This is a genomic window from Fibrella aquatilis, from assembly GCF_017353255.1.
GTDB classification, from domain to species: domain Bacteria; phylum Bacteroidota; class Bacteroidia; order Cytophagales; family Spirosomataceae; genus Fibrella; species Fibrella aquatilis.
Genome location: NZ_JAFMYU010000012.1, coordinates 23,252 through 42,524 on the forward strand (window position 1 = coordinate 23,252; position 19,273 = coordinate 42,524).

General features: G+C 54.5%; 12 protein-coding genes. 4 read left to right on the top strand and 8 right to left on the bottom strand.

Annotated features, from left to right (window positions below):
- Positions 1-162 precede the first annotated feature (162 nt).
- On the bottom strand, positions 163-1,191 hold the full coding sequence (locus J2I48_RS15305) for a fatty acid desaturase (RefSeq protein ID WP_207336343.1): 1,029 nt from the start codon (positions 1,189-1,191) through the stop codon (positions 163-165).
- Positions 1,192-1,393: 202 nt separating this feature from the next.
- Entirely contained in the window at positions 1,394-2,080 is a 687-nt protein-coding gene (locus tag J2I48_RS15310; protein ID WP_207336344.1) for a porin family protein, read from the bottom strand.
- 206 nt (positions 2,081-2,286) lie between these two features.
- Here J2I48_RS15310 and J2I48_RS15315 point away from each other — a divergent pair, with 206 nt between their 5' ends.
- Positions 2,287-3,111, top strand: coding sequence for a lysophospholipid acyltransferase family protein (locus J2I48_RS15315; RefSeq protein WP_207336345.1), 825 nt, complete (start codon positions 2,287-2,289; stop codon positions 3,109-3,111).
- 28 nt (positions 3,112-3,139) lie between these two features.
- Here J2I48_RS15315 and J2I48_RS15320 read toward each other — a convergent pair whose 3' ends face one another.
- The 4 genes from J2I48_RS15320 to J2I48_RS15335 form a co-directional block, all read right to left on the bottom strand.
- Positions 3,140-4,771, bottom strand: a complete 1,632-nt coding sequence (locus J2I48_RS15320) for an acyl-CoA carboxylase subunit beta (protein WP_207336346.1) — start codon at positions 4,769-4,771, stop codon at positions 3,140-3,142.
- A gap of 329 nt (positions 4,772-5,100) precedes the next feature.
- Positions 5,101-5,457, bottom strand: coding sequence for a hypothetical protein (locus J2I48_RS15325; RefSeq protein WP_207336347.1), 357 nt, complete (start codon positions 5,455-5,457; stop codon positions 5,101-5,103).
- A 76-nt stretch (positions 5,458-5,533) separates the two neighbouring features.
- Positions 5,534-6,532 (bottom strand): MlaD family protein, encoded by a 999-nt coding sequence (locus tag J2I48_RS15330; protein ID WP_207336348.1) that lies wholly within the window; start codon positions 6,530-6,532, stop codon positions 5,534-5,536.
- A 171-nt stretch (positions 6,533-6,703) separates the two neighbouring features.
- Positions 6,704-7,543: an N-acetylmuramoyl-L-alanine amidase family protein gene (locus J2I48_RS15335; protein ID WP_207336349.1), complete on the bottom strand. Its 840-nt coding sequence runs from the start codon at positions 7,541-7,543 to the stop codon at positions 6,704-6,706.
- Positions 7,544-7,743: 200 nt separating this feature from the next.
- Here J2I48_RS15335 and J2I48_RS15340 point away from each other — a divergent pair, with 200 nt between their 5' ends.
- From J2I48_RS15340 to J2I48_RS15350, 3 genes are all read left to right on the top strand, one after another.
- Positions 7,744-10,662, top strand: a complete 2,919-nt coding sequence (locus tag J2I48_RS15340) for a putative LPS assembly protein LptD (RefSeq protein WP_310587278.1) — start codon at positions 7,744-7,746, stop codon at positions 10,660-10,662.
- A gap of 75 nt (positions 10,663-10,737) precedes the next feature.
- Positions 10,738-13,539 carry a malto-oligosyltrehalose synthase gene (gene treY / locus J2I48_RS15345; protein WP_207336351.1) on the top strand — a complete coding sequence of 934 codons (2,802 nt, stop codon included), beginning with the start codon at positions 10,738-10,740 and terminating at the stop codon, positions 13,537-13,539.
- Between the two features lie 297 nt (positions 13,540-13,836).
- A complete protein-coding gene (locus tag J2I48_RS15350; RefSeq protein WP_207336352.1) occupies positions 13,837-16,299 on the top strand; it encodes a helix-turn-helix domain-containing protein in 2,463 nt (820 codons plus the stop codon).
- A gap of 106 nt (positions 16,300-16,405) precedes the next feature.
- Here the strand turns inward: J2I48_RS15350 and J2I48_RS15355 are convergent, their stop codons facing one another.
- Positions 16,406-17,086: a hypothetical protein gene (locus J2I48_RS15355; RefSeq protein WP_207336353.1), complete on the bottom strand. Its 681-nt coding sequence runs from the start codon at positions 17,084-17,086 to the stop codon at positions 16,406-16,408.
- A 402-nt stretch (positions 17,087-17,488) separates the two neighbouring features.
- A complete protein-coding gene (locus J2I48_RS15360; RefSeq protein WP_207336354.1) occupies positions 17,489-19,114 on the bottom strand; it encodes a CotH kinase family protein in 1,626 nt (541 codons plus the stop codon).
- Positions 19,115-19,273 lie beyond the last annotated feature (159 nt).

Sequence of the window (19,273 nt, forward strand, 5' to 3'; positions counted from 1 at the left end):
ATCTGAATCAACTGCCCTGTCACCCTAAGCGCAGTCGAAGGGCCCGGGGCGCGGAGCCGTGCGACAGCAACTTAGAGCGCCAACCTACCAAAATTAACCCCACAAAAAATGCCCGCTCCTAATTCAGAAGCGGGCATTTTTTCATGGGAAATAACGTCTCTATTACGCCGTAACAGGCTCAGCGTGAGGCTGCACCATTTCGAGGTCTGGCTTCGATTGGTCGTCGAGGGTGACGCGGCCACGTTCTTTACGCACAATGCGCGAGTAAAGCGATACTTCCTGGCTAAACAAGAACGTAAACAGCAGCTTCACATACGAGGTGTGGTATTTCAGCGTGTCGTAATACTCTGGTGCCGAGTGCTTCACCTGGGGTAGTTTGTTCCAGGGGATTGAGGGAAAATCGTGGTGCTCGTTGTGGAAACCTACGTTCAGGTTCACGCCGTTGAGCTGACCGTAGTAGCTGTAGGTCTCCTGTTCAGGGTCAAGGGTAAGGTAGTGTTCCTGAATCCAGCGGGCACCCAGCGGATGCAGCCCTACCGAAAAGAACAAACACATCACCATAAACGCCAGGGCTTTCCAGCCGAAGAAAACCACAATCAGGGTATCGAAAATCAGTTGCGCCACAATGTTGGCTACTACCCACTTGTCAATCACGGCCAGCTCAATGCAGCGCAGGGTGCGAATGCCCTGGAAAACAGGAAATAGCAGCAGCCAGATAGCCTTACCAATGGCGTAGTTGTTAATCAGCTTGGCCTCGTACCAATCGGGCAGGTCGGCATCAAGCTCATGTACCCCCTGGAAGGCGTGGTGCTTGATATGGAAGTTTTTGAACGAAATAGCCGTGGGGAACACCGTAGGCAAATTGGCAAAAATACCCGTCCAGATGTTGGCGGCGGGCTTGCGGAAAATCAGGTTGTGGGCCGCTTCGTGAATACAGATAAACAGCGTATGGGCCGGAAACGCCCCAACAAACCAGGCAGCCGCCACAATGAGCCACCACGACTGGTCGCGCAGGAGCCACGCCATACCGATGAGCATAGCTACGCAGCCCAGGGCCACCCAAAACGTGACGGGATTTTTCTGACCAATCAGCTTTTTCACCTCCGGGTGAGCCTTCATGATCTGCCGGGTCCGCATCCGGTGCGGTTCCGCTTTGGTTGAATAAGTAAAGTCGTTCACTAATGTTGCCATATTCAGGGATTGATGAAAATCAGGGCTAAAGGCCAGGATTATAGTTTTTGCACTGTTACGAATAGACAAAAATAAACAGAATTGAGTGCCCCCCAACCGTCTGCTAGTCAAGATTTCAAATCTTGACCTAGTTAACATCTCAAAAAAAAGACGCACCAGCCAGGAGCCGGTGCGTCTAACCATTGGTTCGTAATCAAGACATTTATAGCGTAAACGCATACCCTACCGAAACGCCCACGGTGCGGTTGCGCACGGGGAGGTTCACGAGGGGCACTTGCAGTTGGCGCGTGAAACCGTAGTCGTAGCGGGCCTCAACAAAGAATTTGCCCGCGCCCATATCGGCAGAGAGACCTAGCCCACCTACGCCGCTGAAGTCCCAGTGGTTGATGGCCCCGCCAATGCCCAGGGGCACGTCCATGTTTTTGGTGGTAAACAGAGCTGTAGCGCGGGTACGAATACGGCCATCAAACGCGTAGCCAACGGCTGGTCCGGCGAAGATATAGGGCTTAACGGGGCCGTCGGACAGGTTTACTTTCAACAGCAGCGGCGTCTGGATAGACTGAATCTGGTAGGCCACCCGCGCCCCAATAGGAATGTCGAGAATGCCGAGATTGAGACTGGTACCTTCGCGCAGCAGAAAACCTTTTTGCACAAAAGCTACTTCGGGACGGAACGATACGCGCTCACTCAGGGGCACTTCCAGGAAAATAGCACCGGTAGGGCCGGGCGAAAATTCGGGTTGCACGGGCAGGTTTTGCAGCAGCGACGGCTCGGAGACGTTGCTCCAGGTGGCACCGCCCCGCACCCCCACCTGAACCTGGGCGAACGAAGCTGTGGTAACGAAGAAAAGGGCGACAAGCGAAAGGGCGGAAGCAAACAGACGGTTCATGGTATACTGAGGGTTAAATTGGGATGACCCCGATGAAAAACTGGGGAAGTAAACGGTCTGGTATAGGCGTCTTTCGGTTAATACATCGGTTGGATGCATTGACGAGCGCAGGGATTAATGACCCCGCCAAATTATTTTGGTAGGGCTTTCTGCTTTACTTGCACCCACCATAGCCGCCAGTTGCCTTCATCGCCTTACCTAACCCCATGAAATACGTAAAGCCTACCAAATTCAGCTACCTGCCCAAACCCCTCGACCGGCTCGATGTGATCGGCCTGTTTGAGTGCGATCCTTTTGGCAACTGGCTGTTGTTCAGGCGAATGATTATTGCTGTGGTAGGTTGGTTTACCTATTTCCGCTATACCACTGTCAACCGAATCAAGATTGAGGGCACCGAGCACCTAGAGACCCTACCAATCAACAATGTGCTGTTTCTGTCGAATCACCAGACCTATTTTGCCGACGTGATTGCCTTCTTTCACGTGTTCTGCGCCGTGAAATGGGGGTTTAAAGACACCATGCTGCCGCCTGTTTACCTCTTTGCCCCCCGCGCCCGGATGTATTATGTGGCCGCCAGCGAGACTATGCAGAAGGGGATTCTGGCCAAGATTTTCGCCCTCGGCGGTGCCCTAACCATCGAGCGGTCGTGGCGGGCCGACGGGCGTGATGTGAAGCGGGCCGTTGATACATCAGCCGTCGATAAAATCGGGACGGCCCTGCAACATGGGTGGGTCGTGAGCTTTCCGCAGGGCACCACCAAGCCTTATGCCCCCGTGCGCAAGGGTACGGGCCACCTCATCAAAGACAATGACCCCATCATTATTCCGGTGGTGATCAATGGGTTCCGCCGGGCATTCGATAAGAAAGGGCTGCGGTTTAAAAAGCGCAACACACAACTCTCCATCCGGTTTAAGCCCCCTATGGTCGTCGCCCCCGATGAGTCCGTAGAGTCCATCGTCGAACGCGTCCGCGCCGCCATTGAGCAGGACATCCCCGAAGAAATGGACTGGCTGGGGGAAAAAGAAGGGTAATGTACAATGCATAATGTACATCACCCTTCTACGTCTGCATATTCCCCACGTTAAATGACTTGGTGATGGGGGCATGATTGGCAGCTTCAATGCCGAGGGAGATATGGCGGCGGGTGTCGAGGGGGTCAATGACGGCGTCGAACCAGAGGCGGGCAGCGGCGTAGTAGGGCGATAGCTGCGCGTTGTACTGATCCGTAATTTTCTGTAAGAGAGCCTGTTCCGCTTCGGGGGTGATCACTTCGCCTCTGGCTTTTAATGAGGCCACTTGTATCTGCAACAGTGTTTTTGCCGCCGATGCACCGCTCATAACCGCCATTTGGGCTGTGGGCCAGGCCAGCATCAGGCGGGGGTCGTAAGCGCGACCGCAGAGGGCGTAGTTGCCCGCCCCGTAGGAGTTGCCGATGACGACCGTAAACTTCGGCACGACGGAATTGGCCATGGCGCTCACGAGCTTGGCCCCGTCTTTGATGATCCCCCCCTGCTCGGCGCGGCTGCCTACCATAAAGCCCGTTACGTCCTGAATGAACACCAGCGGAATATGCTTCTGGTTGCAGTTCATGATAAACCGCGCGGCCTTGTCGGCGGCGTCGCCGTAGATTACGCCGCCCATCTGCATTTCCACCGCCTGCCCCGCCGTAGCCCCACCCGGACCAACCCGATTTTTGGCTTTTACCACCTTTCGCTGATTAGCCACAATACCTACCGCCCAACCGTCGATACGGGCATAGCCACAGATCAGCGACTGGCCATAATCAGGTTTGTAAGGGTCGAAATCGGAGTTGTCAATGAGGCGGTTCAGTATCGCCATCATATCATAGGGCTTCACGCGGTCTTGTGGCAGGAGCGTGTAGATCTCGGCGGGGTCGAGGGTAGGCGGAGCGGGTGCTACGCGGCTGAAACCAGCGGTGGGGCTGCTGCCCGTTTTGTCTAAAATGCGTTTTATGGCGTCCAGACAGCTTTTATCGTCGGGATATTTATTGTCGATCACGCCCGAAATCTCGGTGTGCATGGCCGCGCCGCCCAGCGTTTCGGTGTCTACATCCTCGCCAATAGAGGCTTTCACCAGGTACGGTCCGGCCAGGTAAATGGAGCCGGTGCCTTCTACGATCAGGGCTTCGTCGCTCATGATGGGCAGGTACGCGCCCCCCGCCACGCAGCTGCCCATGATGGCCGCCACCTGCAACACGCCCATAGCCGAGAGGTGCGCGTTATTGCGGAACATCCGGCCAAAGTGGTCTTTATCGGCGAATACCTCATCCTGCAAAGGCAGATACACCCCCGCACTGTCGACGAGGTAGATGATGGGCAGGCGGTTCTCCATCGCAATCTCTTGCGCCCGGAGGTTCTTTTTGGCCGTAATGGGAAACCAGGCCCCAGCTTTTACGGTGGCATCGTTGGCTACAACCACACACAACCGCCTCGACACATACGCAAGCCCCGTAACCACACCGCCCGACGGACACCCGCCATGCTCGGCGTACATACCCTCGCCCGTAAACAGGCCGATTTCCAGAAACTGAGTATCGGTATCAGTCAGATAATCAATACGTTCGCGGGCGGTGAGCTTGCCTTTTTTGTGTTGATCGTCAATTTTTTTCTGCCCGCCACCCAGTTGTGTCTGGGCCGTTTTTTGGGCAAGGTTATCAAGGAGGGTTTGCATGATGAAGGTTTAGAAGTTGATGAAAAATTGAAATGACTTTTACTTATTGACGTACTTTTTCAAAGCAAATGACCCGTTTTGGGCGGGTCATTCGTTTATTATTTCGTGAAAATCTTTTTTGGAAAGGCCCAGTGAACGAAGTGCGTTCTGAATAATGAATTCTGGCACCGGATCAATGTGTGTCTGAAAGGTAATTGGTCGCGTTAATCCTTCTTTCCGCCAGTGTTCATGACCACTATTTATCTTATAAAAAGTACAACCAACCTTTTGCAGAAACTTGCGGTATTCACTTATCGAAATATTAGACAGTTTTTGCGTACCCATAACACTCAGGCAAAAGCTGGAATATGGGCAGGCTGATCAAATTTTTTAAATGGTCTGTTGGTAACGATATCTGTTAAGTGCTCATTCCCAGTCAATAAACTAGTCCAGAGCGGTACAGCCACGGTATGCGTTTGAGGGTCAACAAACCATCCTAAACGACGCAAATCGGCCAACAGCGTGTTTTCTTTTGTCGTATAAGAAAGATATTCTTCTAACGTAATAGCGAAACTCGACCGAGCTTCGAACTCGTCATTGCCATAGCCATATAGATCCAGCGCAGGCGAGTAAACGACGTGAACATCCTCTTCGATATATGACAGCAGCGCTAGCCGAATATCAGCACCCTGATCTGATTGATTCATGTGAGCAACCATTCTTGTTTGCGTAACAAAAATTTAAGTCCGTCAAATTAGAGCAAAAACATAGTATCACAATCCACTATTTCGGCGGAATCGAATCAACCTTCGTTGTGGTGGTCGTGATGACCGTGCCGGGCTTGGCGGCGGCGGGCTTGTCTTTCTTGCCGAATACGGAAAACGACACGTTGATGTATTTTTTGGGGTTTTGCCGGAAATCGGTCAGGAGCTTTTCGAGGCCACCCGCCGTGCGGCTCACGTTGATGTACAGTGAATCATCGGTGGTGAGTTTGCCCAGTGAGCCTTGCCCCTTTTCGATGTTGCCCAGTAGCTTCTGCAAATTATCAATCGACTTGTTGGCGTTGTTGAGCGTCTGCTTCAGTTGCAGCGCATTCAGCGAGTCGGCGAAGGTACCGGCCTTGTTCAAAATCGGCCCCAGGTCGCGGGTGGTTTTGTCGAGGGATTGTGAGAGGTGGTTTACGTTGGCCAGGGCGGCTTTGAGACCGGCGCGGTTTTCATTCAAAGCCGAATTGAGAGTACCTGTTACGCCATTGGCCCCACGCAGGGTCTGGTTTAATAGCCCGCCCGTCTGGTCGAACTGGGCCACCACATAATTGAGCCTGCGGGTAAGCGAATCCACGTTATTCAGTACCGGCAAGGTCTTTTCTTTAATCAGACTCGAAATGCCCTGCTCAGTCGAAGCAACCAGTGCCCCTTCGTCCATGACGGCCCCGGCGGGGTTTAGTTCGAGGCGGATGATCTTGCCACCCAGCAACCCACCGTCGGCCAGCATGGCTTTTGACCCCTGCCGGATCACCACGTTTTTGTTCATGTCGAGCGTGACAAGCAGCTTGTTCCCCCGGTCGGGCATGAGGTCAATTTTGGCCACCCGCCCCACGTTCAAGCCATTGAGCAACACGGGGTTAGAACTGGTCAGCCCATCGACGTTGTCGTAGATAACGGTGAATTGCTTATTCTTTTTGAAGATGTTGGTTCCCTTCAGGAAGTTGAACCCGAAGAAGAACATCGTGAGTGTGACGAGGGCCAGCAACCCTACTTTCGCCTCCTGTGAAAATTTCATGTAAAGTTTTGAATAATCTATGCCCGGACACCTGCGTTTCCGGCGCTACACTCTATAACCGGATTGGGGCAGGAATTGTGCCAAGACAGTATGCAGTTCGACAGTATGCAGTGGGCTGACGCACGTGTAGTTCGCGTCAGCCCACTGCATACTGTCGAACTGCATACTGTCTCACTCCCCCTCCATATCATGCTTATATTGCTCGAAAGCTTTGTAGACGGCGGTGGTGATGCGGTCGCGGCCTTCTTCCGAGGCCAGGAAGTCTTCTTCGTCGGCGTTGGTGAGGTAGCCGGTCTCAACCAATACGCTGGGCATGGTGGTGCGCCAGAGTACCAGAAAGCCCGCCTGCTTCACGCCGTTGCTCTTGCGGTCGGCGGTGCGGCGGAAGTTGCGCTCTACTTTTTCGGCAAAATTGATGCTACTACCCAAAAACGCGTGCTGGTAATTGGCCAGCATAATGTAGGCCAGCGGCGAGTTAGGGTTAAAGCCCTTGTAGGTCTCCTGGTAGTTGGTTTCTTTCAGGATAACGGCGTTTTCCCGCTTGGCCACGTCGAGGTTACCTTCTGTTTTGTGCAAACCCATAGTGTAGGTCTCGGTGCCGTGAACGGCCTTCGAGACGGGGTTGGCATTGCAGTGGATGGAGATAAACAGGTCGGCGCGGTTGCGATTGGCAATGGCCGACCGTTCGGCGAGTTCAATAAACCGATCAGTGGTGCGGGTGTAGATCACGCGCATACTGGGCATCTCTTCCTTGATCTTGCGGCCTATTTGAAGGGCAATTTTCAGGTTGAGGTTTTTTTCTTTGGCATAGCGCCCGTGAGTACCAGGGTCTTTGCCGCCATGGCCTGCGTCGAGCACGACGGTACGAATCTGGTTGGCCCGCCCAGCCTGCCGGGGTTGCCCGCTGGCAACGGTGTCGTCCTGCCAGGCCGGTTTGGGTAAGTTGGTGAGTGCCAGCAATGGGCCGAGCACCACCAAAAGTAGGACAATCTTAACAAGCCAACGGGCCATGTGTGTGTGGGGTGATTTAATAGTATTTAACAGCAAAATGCGATTCGGGGCAGTATTGGGTACCTGATCGTGGGTAACTTTGTCGAAGCCGCGTTTAGTAACCGAACCGGCAAATGTAATTTTTGATAGAACCCAAAATACGACTTATTATTTTACGGGTCATAAAATACACGCTGATTCTGTGGCTACTACCGTCGTTGGTGGCCGGTTTATACGCGCAGAATCAGCCCGTCAATCCCATTCGTTCGGCCCCGCGAACGGTGGCACCGCTGGCGCCCAAAGCCCCCCGGTCTACCACCGGCGTGGCCCCGCTGACGCTACCCCGCAAAGCGCTGGCCAGCACCGACACCAGCCGCCGCGACACCACCAAAGCCGCGCCCGACCAGTTTGCCACCGCCGTGAAATACGCCTCGCGTGACTCCAGCCTGGTAAGCGGCCAGATTGTAGAGTTGTGGGGCGACGCCCAGGTAGTATACGGCGACATTTCGCTCAAGGCCGACTACATCAAGCTCAACCAGGCTACCAACGAGGTATTTGCGCGGGGACGGTACGATTCGACGGCCAAAAAAGTGGTGGGTACACCCGTCTTCAAGGATCGCAATGAATCGTACGACACCAAGGAGATTCGCTACAATTTCAAGACCAAAAAGGCCCTGGTGTCGGGCATCATTACGCAGCAGGGCGAAGGTAACATTCGGGGGAAGACGGTGAAGAAAGACGCCGAAGATAACCTCTATATCCGGGGTTCGATCTATACCACCTGCAACCTCACCACGCCCCACTTCCACATCAACGCCCCCCGGCTGAAGGTGGTGCACAATAAACAGGTGGTGTCGGGGCCGTTCAACCTGGTCATCAACCAGATTCCGTTGCCCATTGGGTTGCCCTTCGGGTTCTTCCCGTTTCCGAAGAAAAAAGACATCGGCGTGTCGGGGATCATTATGCCGCAGTATGGCGAAGAACCCAATGGGCGGGGCTTCTACCTGCGCGACGGGGGCTACTACTGGGCGGTAAATGAGAACATTGGTATGCAGTTTACCACCCAGCTTTACTCACGCGGTAGCTGGGGCGCGGGGGTGTCGGGAGCTTACAACAAGAAGTACCGCTACGGCGGGTCATTCCAGCTTCGGTTCAACCGCAACTTACCAGGCCTACTCATCGATAAGTTGAATCAGGAGCAGGCGCGGAATGATTTTACCATCGCATGGTCGCACGCGCCGCAGAACATTGGGCGGCGGAGTTCGTTTTCGGCCAATGTCAACGTGTCGTCCAACAGCTATAACCAGTTCAACACCTACAGCGTGCAGCAGGTGAGTCAGAACGTGGCGGGGTCGTCAGTGCAGTACAGCCGCACGTTTGGGCAGTATGTGCGGGCGGGGGCCAATTTCCGGGTGAACCAGCAGTTTGGGCAGGTAAACCAGATCACGGGTGTCCGCGAAAACGGCAAAACCGACGTCTCCACAGATTTCAACCTGGCCGTAAACCAGATTGCGCCGTTTGCGCTGAAGGGTGGCACGGGCCGGTGGTATGAGAGCTTCCGCGTAGGTTTCCAGTTCGATGCCTCAGCGCAGGTGAACAACACCGTCCGCAACCGGATTGACACCAGCGGCCTGGGTTTTGCCATTGCCGTGCCAGTAGGCGTTACGCTCAACAACCGCGAGCAAATCGTGCGCGACAGCCTGGCCAACGCGGCCATTGTGAGGGCGGGTGGCACCGTGCCCGACCCCAACCTGATTGCGTTTTCGTTTGCCAACGCGGCCCGCATCTGGGACAACCGAAACGTGACCATGCGCTACAGCATTCCGGTGTCGCTGCCCAACTTCAAACTGGCCCGGTACATCAACTTCACCCCCGGCTTCAGCATCAACGGCGACATCTACAGCCGAAAGCTGTCTTATACGCTGCTAGATGATCAGAAGACGGTAAGGATCGACACTGCACGCAACTTGTTCCCGACCTACACGTTCTCCACCAATGCCAGCGTAAATACCCGCCTCTACGGGACGTATTTCATCCGCGGGAAGCGCATTGAGGCCATTCGGCATACGGTGGCTCCCTCTATAACACTGAGCTACACACCTGACTTTTCGGGCGCAGCATTCGGGTTCTACACCGTGCTGCCTGCGGTGGGCGCACTGGCGGCCCTGCCCGAATACCGGCGCACCCTGTCGAACTACCGGGGGCTGGGCGGCACGTATGGCAGCAGCCCGCCGGGGCAGTCGGCGTTTTTGTCGTTTGGTATTGTGAACCAGCTGGAGATGAAAGTCCGCTCACGCGATGACTCATCGGGGCAGGAATTCAAGAAGATACCCCTCTTCGACAACATCAGCATCAACGGCAGCTACAACCTGCTGGCTCCCGAATACAAACTGTCGCCGATTCAGGTGAGCGCCAACACGCAGATTTTCAAGAACGTCAACTTCAATATCTCGTCTACGTTCGACCCTTACGCGTACCGGGAATACGCTACGTCCTATATCAATCCGTACTCGCTCTACTTCCCTACGGCATCGCAGGGGCAGATTCCGGGCTACATTCAGGCCGCGCCCAACCCCGACAATGCGACCTATCCGCGCTACAACCGGCTGTCTATTTTTGCCGGGCAGGGGCTGGCGCGGCTCACCAACTTGCAGGCGTTTATCAGCACCCGGTTTGCCCCGAAAAAGGCCGATGCACCCAAGAAATCGGCCAACGCCACTGACGCCACCATGAAGGCGATCAACCAAAACCCGGACCTCTACGTCGACTTCAACATTCCCTGGACGGTCAACGTGAGCTATACCTTCGGCTATAGCAGACTTACGCCCATCCAAAGCTCGATTATCCAGACGCTGCAACTGACGGGCGATTTTAGCCTGACGCCGAAGTGGAAATTCACGTTCCAGACAGGGTATGATTTCCAGTACAAATCGCCGTCGCTGACTAACATCGGCGTGAACCGCGACCTGCACTGCTGGGAGATGGCCTTCAACTGGACCCCCTACGCAGGCAGCGCCTTCCGGGGTGGCACCTACTCCTTCGACCTGCGCGCCCGGTCGGCCATTTTGCAGGAGCTAAAACTCAGCCGCCGCCGCTCCTTCTACGACAGCGGTGGCTTCGGCGGCGGCTACGCGCGGTAATTCGGTAAAACCATTTCATGAGGTAGCGGATTTAGTAAGGTACCCGCGCCCCCAGCTCGGGTTTATCTCGACGCTATGTATAATCCGGTTGCTACTTACCGCGTGCAGTTGCACGAAAAATTCACGTTTGCCGACCTCGAAAAACGGCTTGCGTACCTTCAGAAACTGGGCGTGACCACGCTCTACGCTTCGCCTACGCTGGCCGCGACCCCCGGCAGTACCCACGGCTACGATGGTATCGACCCGCAGCGCATCAACCCCGAAATAGGCACCGTGGCGCAGTTGCGGGCCATTGGCCAGGGGCTAAAAGCGCAGGGGATGGGCTGGTTACAGGACATCGTGCCTAACCATTTGGCCTACCACCCCGCCAACCCCTGGATCACCGACGTGCTGGAAAAAGGCCACCAGTCGCTCTACGCGGGGTATTTCGATATTCCCGGCACCAACGAGCTGATGAGCGGCACGCTGATGGCGCCGTTTTTGGGAAAGCCGCTGATGGCCATTCTGGAAGCGGGTGAACTGAAGGTAGCCTACGGGCATCAACGATTGGTACTGGCTTATTACGACACCCATTTTCCGCTGGCTCCGTATACCTATGCTACTGTCTTGCGCACGGATACTACGCCCCCCGCACTGTCCCACTGGCTTGATCAGATCGAAGGTCTATATAGTCCCGAAGCCACGCATCCGCTGCGGTCGTTTGATTATGATAGCCCGCAACAGGCCTATGAGCAACGCGATGTACCCGGCGCGCTAACCCAGGCCCAAACCCCGGCCATTGCCGCCGAACCCGCCACCCGCTGGGACGCAGCCAGGCTGGAACTGGCCGCCCTGATGAGTGATAACGAGGCCGTACGCACGTTTGTAGAAGGCCGTCTGGCGCAGCTAAGCCAGTCGCTGGACGACCTGCACGCGCTGGCCGAGGCGCAGCATTACCGCCTCTGCGATGGCGACGAAACCCGGCGAAGGATTAATTTCCGGCGTTTTTTCACCGTCAATGGCCTGATCTGCCTAGCCGTGGAGCGCCCAGAAGTGTTCACGCAGGTGCACTCGCTGATTCAGGAACTGGTAGACGACGGCACCTTTCAGGGTCTGCGCGTGGACCACGTCGACGGCCTGTTCGACCCGGCGGGGTATTTGGACAGTTTGCGGAAAACGATGGGTGAGGACCCGTATATCGTGGTCGAAAAGATTCTGGAACCGGGCGAAGAACTGCCCAAAACCTGGCCCATTCAGGGCACGAGCGGCTACGAATACCTGGCGCTGGTAAATAACCTTCTCACCGACCCACAGGGCGAAACGCCGTTTACCGATTTCTATAACAAGCTGACTCAGACCAACACGCCCCTGCACGATCAGATCCGTAGCCGGAAAGCCTATATCCTATATCACGACATGGGCGGCGAACTGGCCAACCTGCTCAAATTTTTCCACACCCAAGATCTTGTTTCGCCCGACGAACTGACCGACGTAAACCCCACTATGCTGATGCTGGCCATTGGCGAACTGCTGGTGCAATGTCCGGTGTACCGGTACTACGGCAACCAGTTTCCATTGACTGAAACGGAGGCAAACGACCTTCGCGCCCTGCTGGCCGACGTCCGAAACCGGGCTGTGGAATTGGAAAAGCCCGCTGATTTACTAGAAAAAATTTGGCTTGAAAAGCCACAAACGGCTGACGACGAATACAATAGCCGAGCGTTGCGGTTCTATCAGCGGTGTATGCAGTTTACCGGTCCGCTGATGGCGAAGGGTGTGGAAGACACCTTGCTCTATACGTATTTCCGGTTTATTGGGCATAACGAAGTGGGCGATTCGCCGGAGGCGTTTGGCATGAGTCAGGCCGCATTTCACCAGGCTATGCAGGACCGCCAACAGCACTGGCCTCTGGCATTAAACGGCACCTCGACCCACGACACCAAACGCGGCGAAGACGTCCGCGCCCGGCTGAACGTGCTCACGGCCCTGGGCGATGAATGGACCCAAACCGCCCAACGCTGGCTTGACCAAACCGCCGATGTACGTCACAGTAACATGCCCGACGTGAACGACGCCTATTTCATCCTGCAAACGGTGGTGGGGGCCTACCCCTACGCCGAAAGATCGACCGCTTGGGCTGATGAAGAAAACTTCGCCAAACGCCTCCGCGACTACGTGACGAAGGCGCTTCAGGAAGCCAAGCGCAACACAAATTGGGTGAATCCTAACAAGGCTTACATGGATGCCGCTCATGCTTACATCGACACCGTCCTGGACAAAAACGGCCCAATCTGGCCTGAAATGGCCGATTTCCTAGCTCTTATTGCCGATTTCGGCATCGTCAACTCGCTGGCGCAGGTGCTACTAAAATTCACTACTCCCGGCGTACCCGACGTGTATCAGGGCTGCGAACTCTTCGACCTCAGCCTGGTTGATCCCGACAACCGCCGCGCCGTAAACTACGACCTCCGCGAACAGTTGCTGGCTGAAGTTACTGACGCTGGGGCACAGCCCATGACCCTCTGGAACACCCGCACCACCGGCCAAATCAAGCTCTGGCTTACCCAAAAACTCCTCACCGAACGCCGTAGCCATCCTGACTTCTGGGCTAACGCAGCCTATGTTCCGCTGACGGTTTCAGGTACGTATAGCGAGCATATTTTAGCCTTCGCCCGGCAGCATAATGGGGTGCAGTACGTGACCATTGTACCGCTTCATTTACCCCGGTTAACCCGCGACAATCCACTGGCCATCAACTGGCAGGACACCCGCGTAATCCTCCCCAGCAGTAGCTTATGGACGGACATATTGACCGGAAAAATGGGTAACAGTGCCGAATTAAGCCTGTCTGAGTTGTTTAGCAATGCGTTGCCAATGGCATTGGTACGGGTTGGGTAGTATTTTGACGCGACTAAAAAGTCGCCCTCTGGTGGAGGGATAGGGGCGTACCGTAGCGCCAAGCTGAAGCATGGCGTTAAGCCTCCGGGCCTGAACAGTTGAACGCCATGCTTCAGCTTGGCGCTACGGTATGCCCCTACCCCTCCACCAGAGGGCGACTTTTTAGTCGCGTTGGACCGAATGCCGTGATGGTTTACGGAGCCAATCAGACCGTCTATGTGTTTTGTCATGAGAGCGTCAGGGGCATGAAATTTCCAAATCCCCGTTATTTTTACCCAGCCACCGAACGCATTGACTTTGAACACTGTAACCTCCACCGTAAACGAACGCCTTGAACTGGCCCATAACTACGTCCTGCACACGCACCAAAACGTGTTTCTGACGGGGAAGGCCGGGACCGGAAAAACCACGTTTCTGCACCAGATTCGGCAGATTTCGGCCAAGCGGCTGGTGGTGGCGGCACCCACCGGCGTGGCAGCCATCAACGCGGGGGGCGTCACAATTCACTCGCTGTTTCAGTTGCCATTCGGGCCAATCGTGCCGGAGGTGATGCAGGAAAACCGCAAGTTCAGCCGCGACAAAATCAAACTCCTCCGCACCCTCGACCTGCTCATCATCGACGAGATCAGCATGGTCCGCGCCGACGTGCTCGATGGGATCGACGCCGTACTGCGGCGGTATCGGTATAACCAGGAACCCTTCGGCGGGGTGCAGTTGCTGCTCATCGGCGACATGCAACAGCTGCCGCCCGTGATTCGGGATGAAGACTGGGCCTTGCTGCAACCCCACTACGACACCGGCTACTTTTTTAGCAGTCATGCCCTGCAAGCCACTGATTATGTGTCGATCGAACTAACGCACATCTACCGGCAGGCCGATCAGCGGTTTATTGACCTGCTCAACGGCGTGCGTGAAAAGACCATCGGCCCCGACGGACTAGCCGACCTAAACCAGCGCTACCTGCCCGATTTCCAGCCCGCCGACGACGCGGGCTACATCACGCTTTCGACCCATAACCAAACAGCGCAGGCCATCAACGCCCAAAAACTCGCCGACCTCACCACGCCGCTGCACACCTTCGAGGCCGCCATTGCCGACGAATTTCCCGAACAGCTTTACCCCACCGAGGCTACGCTGAATCTGAAAGTGGGGGCGCAGGTGATGTTCGTTAAGAATGATTCGTCGCGCGAAAAGCTGTACTATAACGGCAAAATCGGCCAGATCAAAGCCATTGACGACGATGGCGTAACGGTGCAGTGCCCCGGCGAACACCACGACCTAACCATTGGCCCCGAAGAGTGGCAGAACATCCGCTACACGCTCGACCCGGAGACCAAAGAAATCAAGACCGATATCATCGGCACGTTCACGCAACTGCCCCTGCGGCTGGCGTGGGCCATCACGATCCATAAAAGCCAGGGCCTGACCTTCGAGCGGGCCATCATCGACGCGGGACGGGCGTTTGCGCACGGGCAGGTGTATGTGGCCCTGAGCCGCTGCAAAACGCTGGAAGGCCTTGTGTTGCGCACGCCCATTCCGGCCAGCAGCATCAAAACCGAGCTGAACCTGGAGCAATTTCACGCCGACGTGCAGGAGAAAACGCCGTCGGAAGAACACCTCCACGACGCCAAACGGGCCAATCAGGCGTTGCGCATCAACGAGCTATTTGCCTTTGAACCAGCCGCTTACCTGCTGGGTCGCCTCCGCAAAGTGGCCGATGACAACGCCCGAAGCCTGCCCGCCATTTTGCAAACCAAGCTCACTGAACTGGGCGAACTGCTCACCGACAAAGCCCGCGCCGTGTCGCACCGGTTTCGGCGGCAACTGCCCGACTACGTGGCCGAAGCGCCCCTGCCCGAAGCCAACGAAGTGCTTCAGGAGCGCCTTCGCAAAGCCGGTGATTACTTCCACGCCCTCCTTTCCGACGAGCTGCTGCCCCGCCTGCGCCAGCTTTTCGCCGAAACCGACAACAAGCAGGTGCGCCTGGACTGGTGCGAAGCGCTGGACGAACTGGAAAAAGAACTGGTGGTGAAGCAGGCCGTTTTTGGACAATGTCGCACTGGTTTCGACGTGGTCACCTACGGCCAAACTCGCCACCGCGCCGAGCTTGACTTCGTGCCCGACCGCAAGAAGGTAGGGTCGCAATCGGCGCGGCCGGGCGTAGGCGCAGGCGACCGACCCAGCAGTTTGTATTTCGCGCTGATGAAATGGCGGAGCGAAATGGCCAACGAACATAACGCCACCACCTACCAGATCATGCCGCAAAAGACGCTGGTGGAAATTGCCGAAAAGCACCCTAACAGCCTGGCCGAACTTGCGAAAATAAAGGGTATCGGCAAAGCTAAAGCCAACCGCCTCGGCCCCATGATTTTGCCGCTGGTACGGAAACACCCACCCGACGATAAGCCAAAAACAGCCTCCGCAAGCCGCATTGGCCTGTTGGCGGGCAACACACCCCGGCCTGTAAAAGACGACCTGAGCGGCACTCATGAACTGACGCTGGATTTATTTTTGACCGGAAAAAGCCCCGCCACCATTGCCACCACCCGCGGCCTGACGCTGCAAACGGTAGAGACGCACCTGGCCAAGTGCATCGCAGCAGGTCAGCTCCCCGTCGAAGCCGTCCTCTCCGCCGAAAAGCTCGCCCTAATCCTCGACACTCTCGGCCCCGACCGCCCCGCCAGCCTCACCGATGCCGTCACGAAGCTAAACGGCCAAGTCACGTTTGCGGAGTTGCGCTATGCGTATGCGGGGAGGTAAATCGAGTGGCGGACCAGTCCGCCCCCTACCCTGGCCTGTAGAGACACAGATCAGGGTAATATTGGCAGGAATGTAGGGAAATATTTGACTGATTATACAGCCTTCATCACTCAGCCATATAGGTGTATTTTATGGAATTAGTTGATGTACTACCGGTAGTTTCGACAAGCGTTGGATATCCCTGATTATTTGCTTCTTTTACAATGTAATCATTGACACGTATTGTATTATAACTGTCTTTATATTTGAGTAACCAGTTTTTAGAAACACCAACAAAACCTTCATTAGTTGATAAACTCGTAAGAATACGAAGCTCGTAATTGCTTGACTTGGGGTTTATTCGAGTGGGATCGTATTCAATATATTGAGTCACTAAAGAAGTTGAGTTATCAACTGTCTTAATCACATTATCAGCGGAATCATACAGTATTTCTTGCACAGCATAAGATTTTGTTTTCTTAACAGGCAATCTAATGGTATTCAATTCGATGTATGCTATTTCTACCCTTTTATCAGCGAACGTTGTTGTTGTTTCAATTAAATTTTCTGTCCATTTACACGAAATAACTGTTCCGCTACTTACTACAATCTGACTTATTTTATTTTCACTATTATATTGAAGTTGCGTACTATAACCCAGAACAAGACTACCGCCACCATCTTGGCGATAATCCTTAATTTCTGTCAAATGACCTGAACTATTATATGAGTAAACGTGATAGGCTACTATTTGCTGTGGAGCTGAAGGTTTACCATAAGGTGTTGACAAAAACTCTTCTTTTATCAAGTGGGTTGAATTTGTAGAGATATCATTACCCTTGCAGCAACAAAGCGCGTAGACTATCGTCATAAAACACACACATTTTTTTAGTAAGTCCATAATTAATATAAGCTTATTTTGCTGAATGCCTACCGTATTTTGAAAGCTCAGCAAAGGTAAAACTATACAACTAAAGTAGATTGATTCTGCTCAAATAGTGACACTAATATCTATTATCTGACAACCAAAGACGTACCGACACCATCACAAAATTGAACGGCCAAGTCATATATGCCGAGTTGCGCTATGCATATGCAGTGAGGCAAATCGAGTTTATGGTTCAAAGTCCAATGTTTAAAGTGCCTTTGGGTGATAAAAGGGCCTGTGCAAGAACACTTTAAACGTTGGATTTTGAACCTTAAACTCGATTTACTCCCGCACAATCACCTTCGATGTGTGACCGGATTGAGTCTTGATGGTTAGGATATACACGCCGGGGCCGGTGCTGAAGTCGGTGGCGGGCAGGGTGCGCTCGAAGAGACCTTCGGGTTGGGCGGGCCAATGGTGCGACTGGACCGGGCGTCCCTGCATATCGGTGAGGGATACCGTCACGTCGGTGGGGGCGGGCAGGGGCAGTTTAAGGGTTACGTCGCCCACGGAGGGGTTGGGACCGAGGGTGAAATTGGGTTCCTCACGGAGGGCGGTAAGTATGCCAAACGGCTCGATGTTGATGTCCATCCACGTAAGCCGCTGATCGATCCAGCGTTTCAGAAAATCGGTTTCGGCTTCGTAGGTGCGGCCCACAAAGCCGTTGGGCCAGACGTAGGTGCCAATAACGGGCCATTTGGCAAAGTTGCGCTGCCGGGCTTCGGTCAGCACCGTGGCCGTTGAATCGACAAAGGAGCCGAGGCGTTCGGGGGTGAGTACGGTCTTGCGCAGGGCTTTATATTTCTCTTTCACCTTACGGGCAAAATCGAGGTCCTGCAACAACCGGTCCCACCAGAAAGGAATGGCGAAATCGTCTTTGGGACACACGCGGCTGAAATTAAACGCCCAGCCCGCGTAGCTGTTACCCTCGCAATAATCAGCGTTGCCGTAGGTCAGGTTATAGTCCCAAATTGGTCCCATGGTGATCTTGCCGCCCTTGCTGTCGCGCTCTTTGTAGAAATAAGCACTCAGCCGGTAACCGTCTACGTTCTTGCAGACTTCGGTCAGAATGAGGTAGTCGATGAAGGATTGCTCATCTACAAACGCCCGAAAACCCTTGGTAGGATCGGCAAAATCGGGGCCGGCTAACGACGCTTCAAAATCAGTCACATACTTTTTGATGTATTGAAACTGCTCTTCGGCCAGGTCTTCGGGCTTGGGTCGGTCAATCTGAATGTCGAGGTTAATGTTGCGGGTACCCGACGGGTACGGTGATTTCCACGTCCGCGAGGTAGAGCCAACCGTCTTGTCGATCTTCAGGATGTAGCCCCCCGTCACGGCATCGCCGGTGATGTCGGTTTTCTTGATGCTCGTGATCGGCACGCGGTTTTTGTCGCGCTTCAGCCGTTCCATCACGATATAGATGCCCCGATATTCGCCGTTGACCACCAGTTCGCAATACCGGAATCGTGAAGCGTAATATTTGCTCATTTTCCGATAGAAATCGTAGGTCAACGTTTCCCGAATCAGCGTCTTGTCGTTGTAAGTGGCGTTGAGTACCCAGTCGCTTTCGGCGGGCATGCCCAACACCGACTTAGCCACTGAATTAACCCCCGACGAGTCGCGGAGTTCGATGCCGTAGGGCTTCTTGGGGAAGAACTGCTGCGAGGTAGCCCCCCGGTATTCGATACCCATCACGCTGGTAAACGAAGCCTTGTCGGTCAGTTTATTACGCTTACCTGCGCCGTTATCGATAATGCTTAGATCGGCCAGAATTTTGGGGTCATCCTGAATAACACCCCCACGGGTGTCGATCACTACAATGGGCAAGTCGGAGGATGTAAATACCTGACCAAAAGCCAATAGAGGGCTAACCAGTAGCAGGAAAACAAGTAAACGAGTTTGCATAGCGGAGTAGGTGTCTTAGAAAGAGCAACTTACTCACAATAGCGTAAATAAACCGCGATTTTTTTGGACTGAATTGCTGCTTATGCACCGACTCACACAATGGCCAACCACTAGACAGATGGTATATAAAGCCAACGCCCCGAACCAAACTTGGCGGGG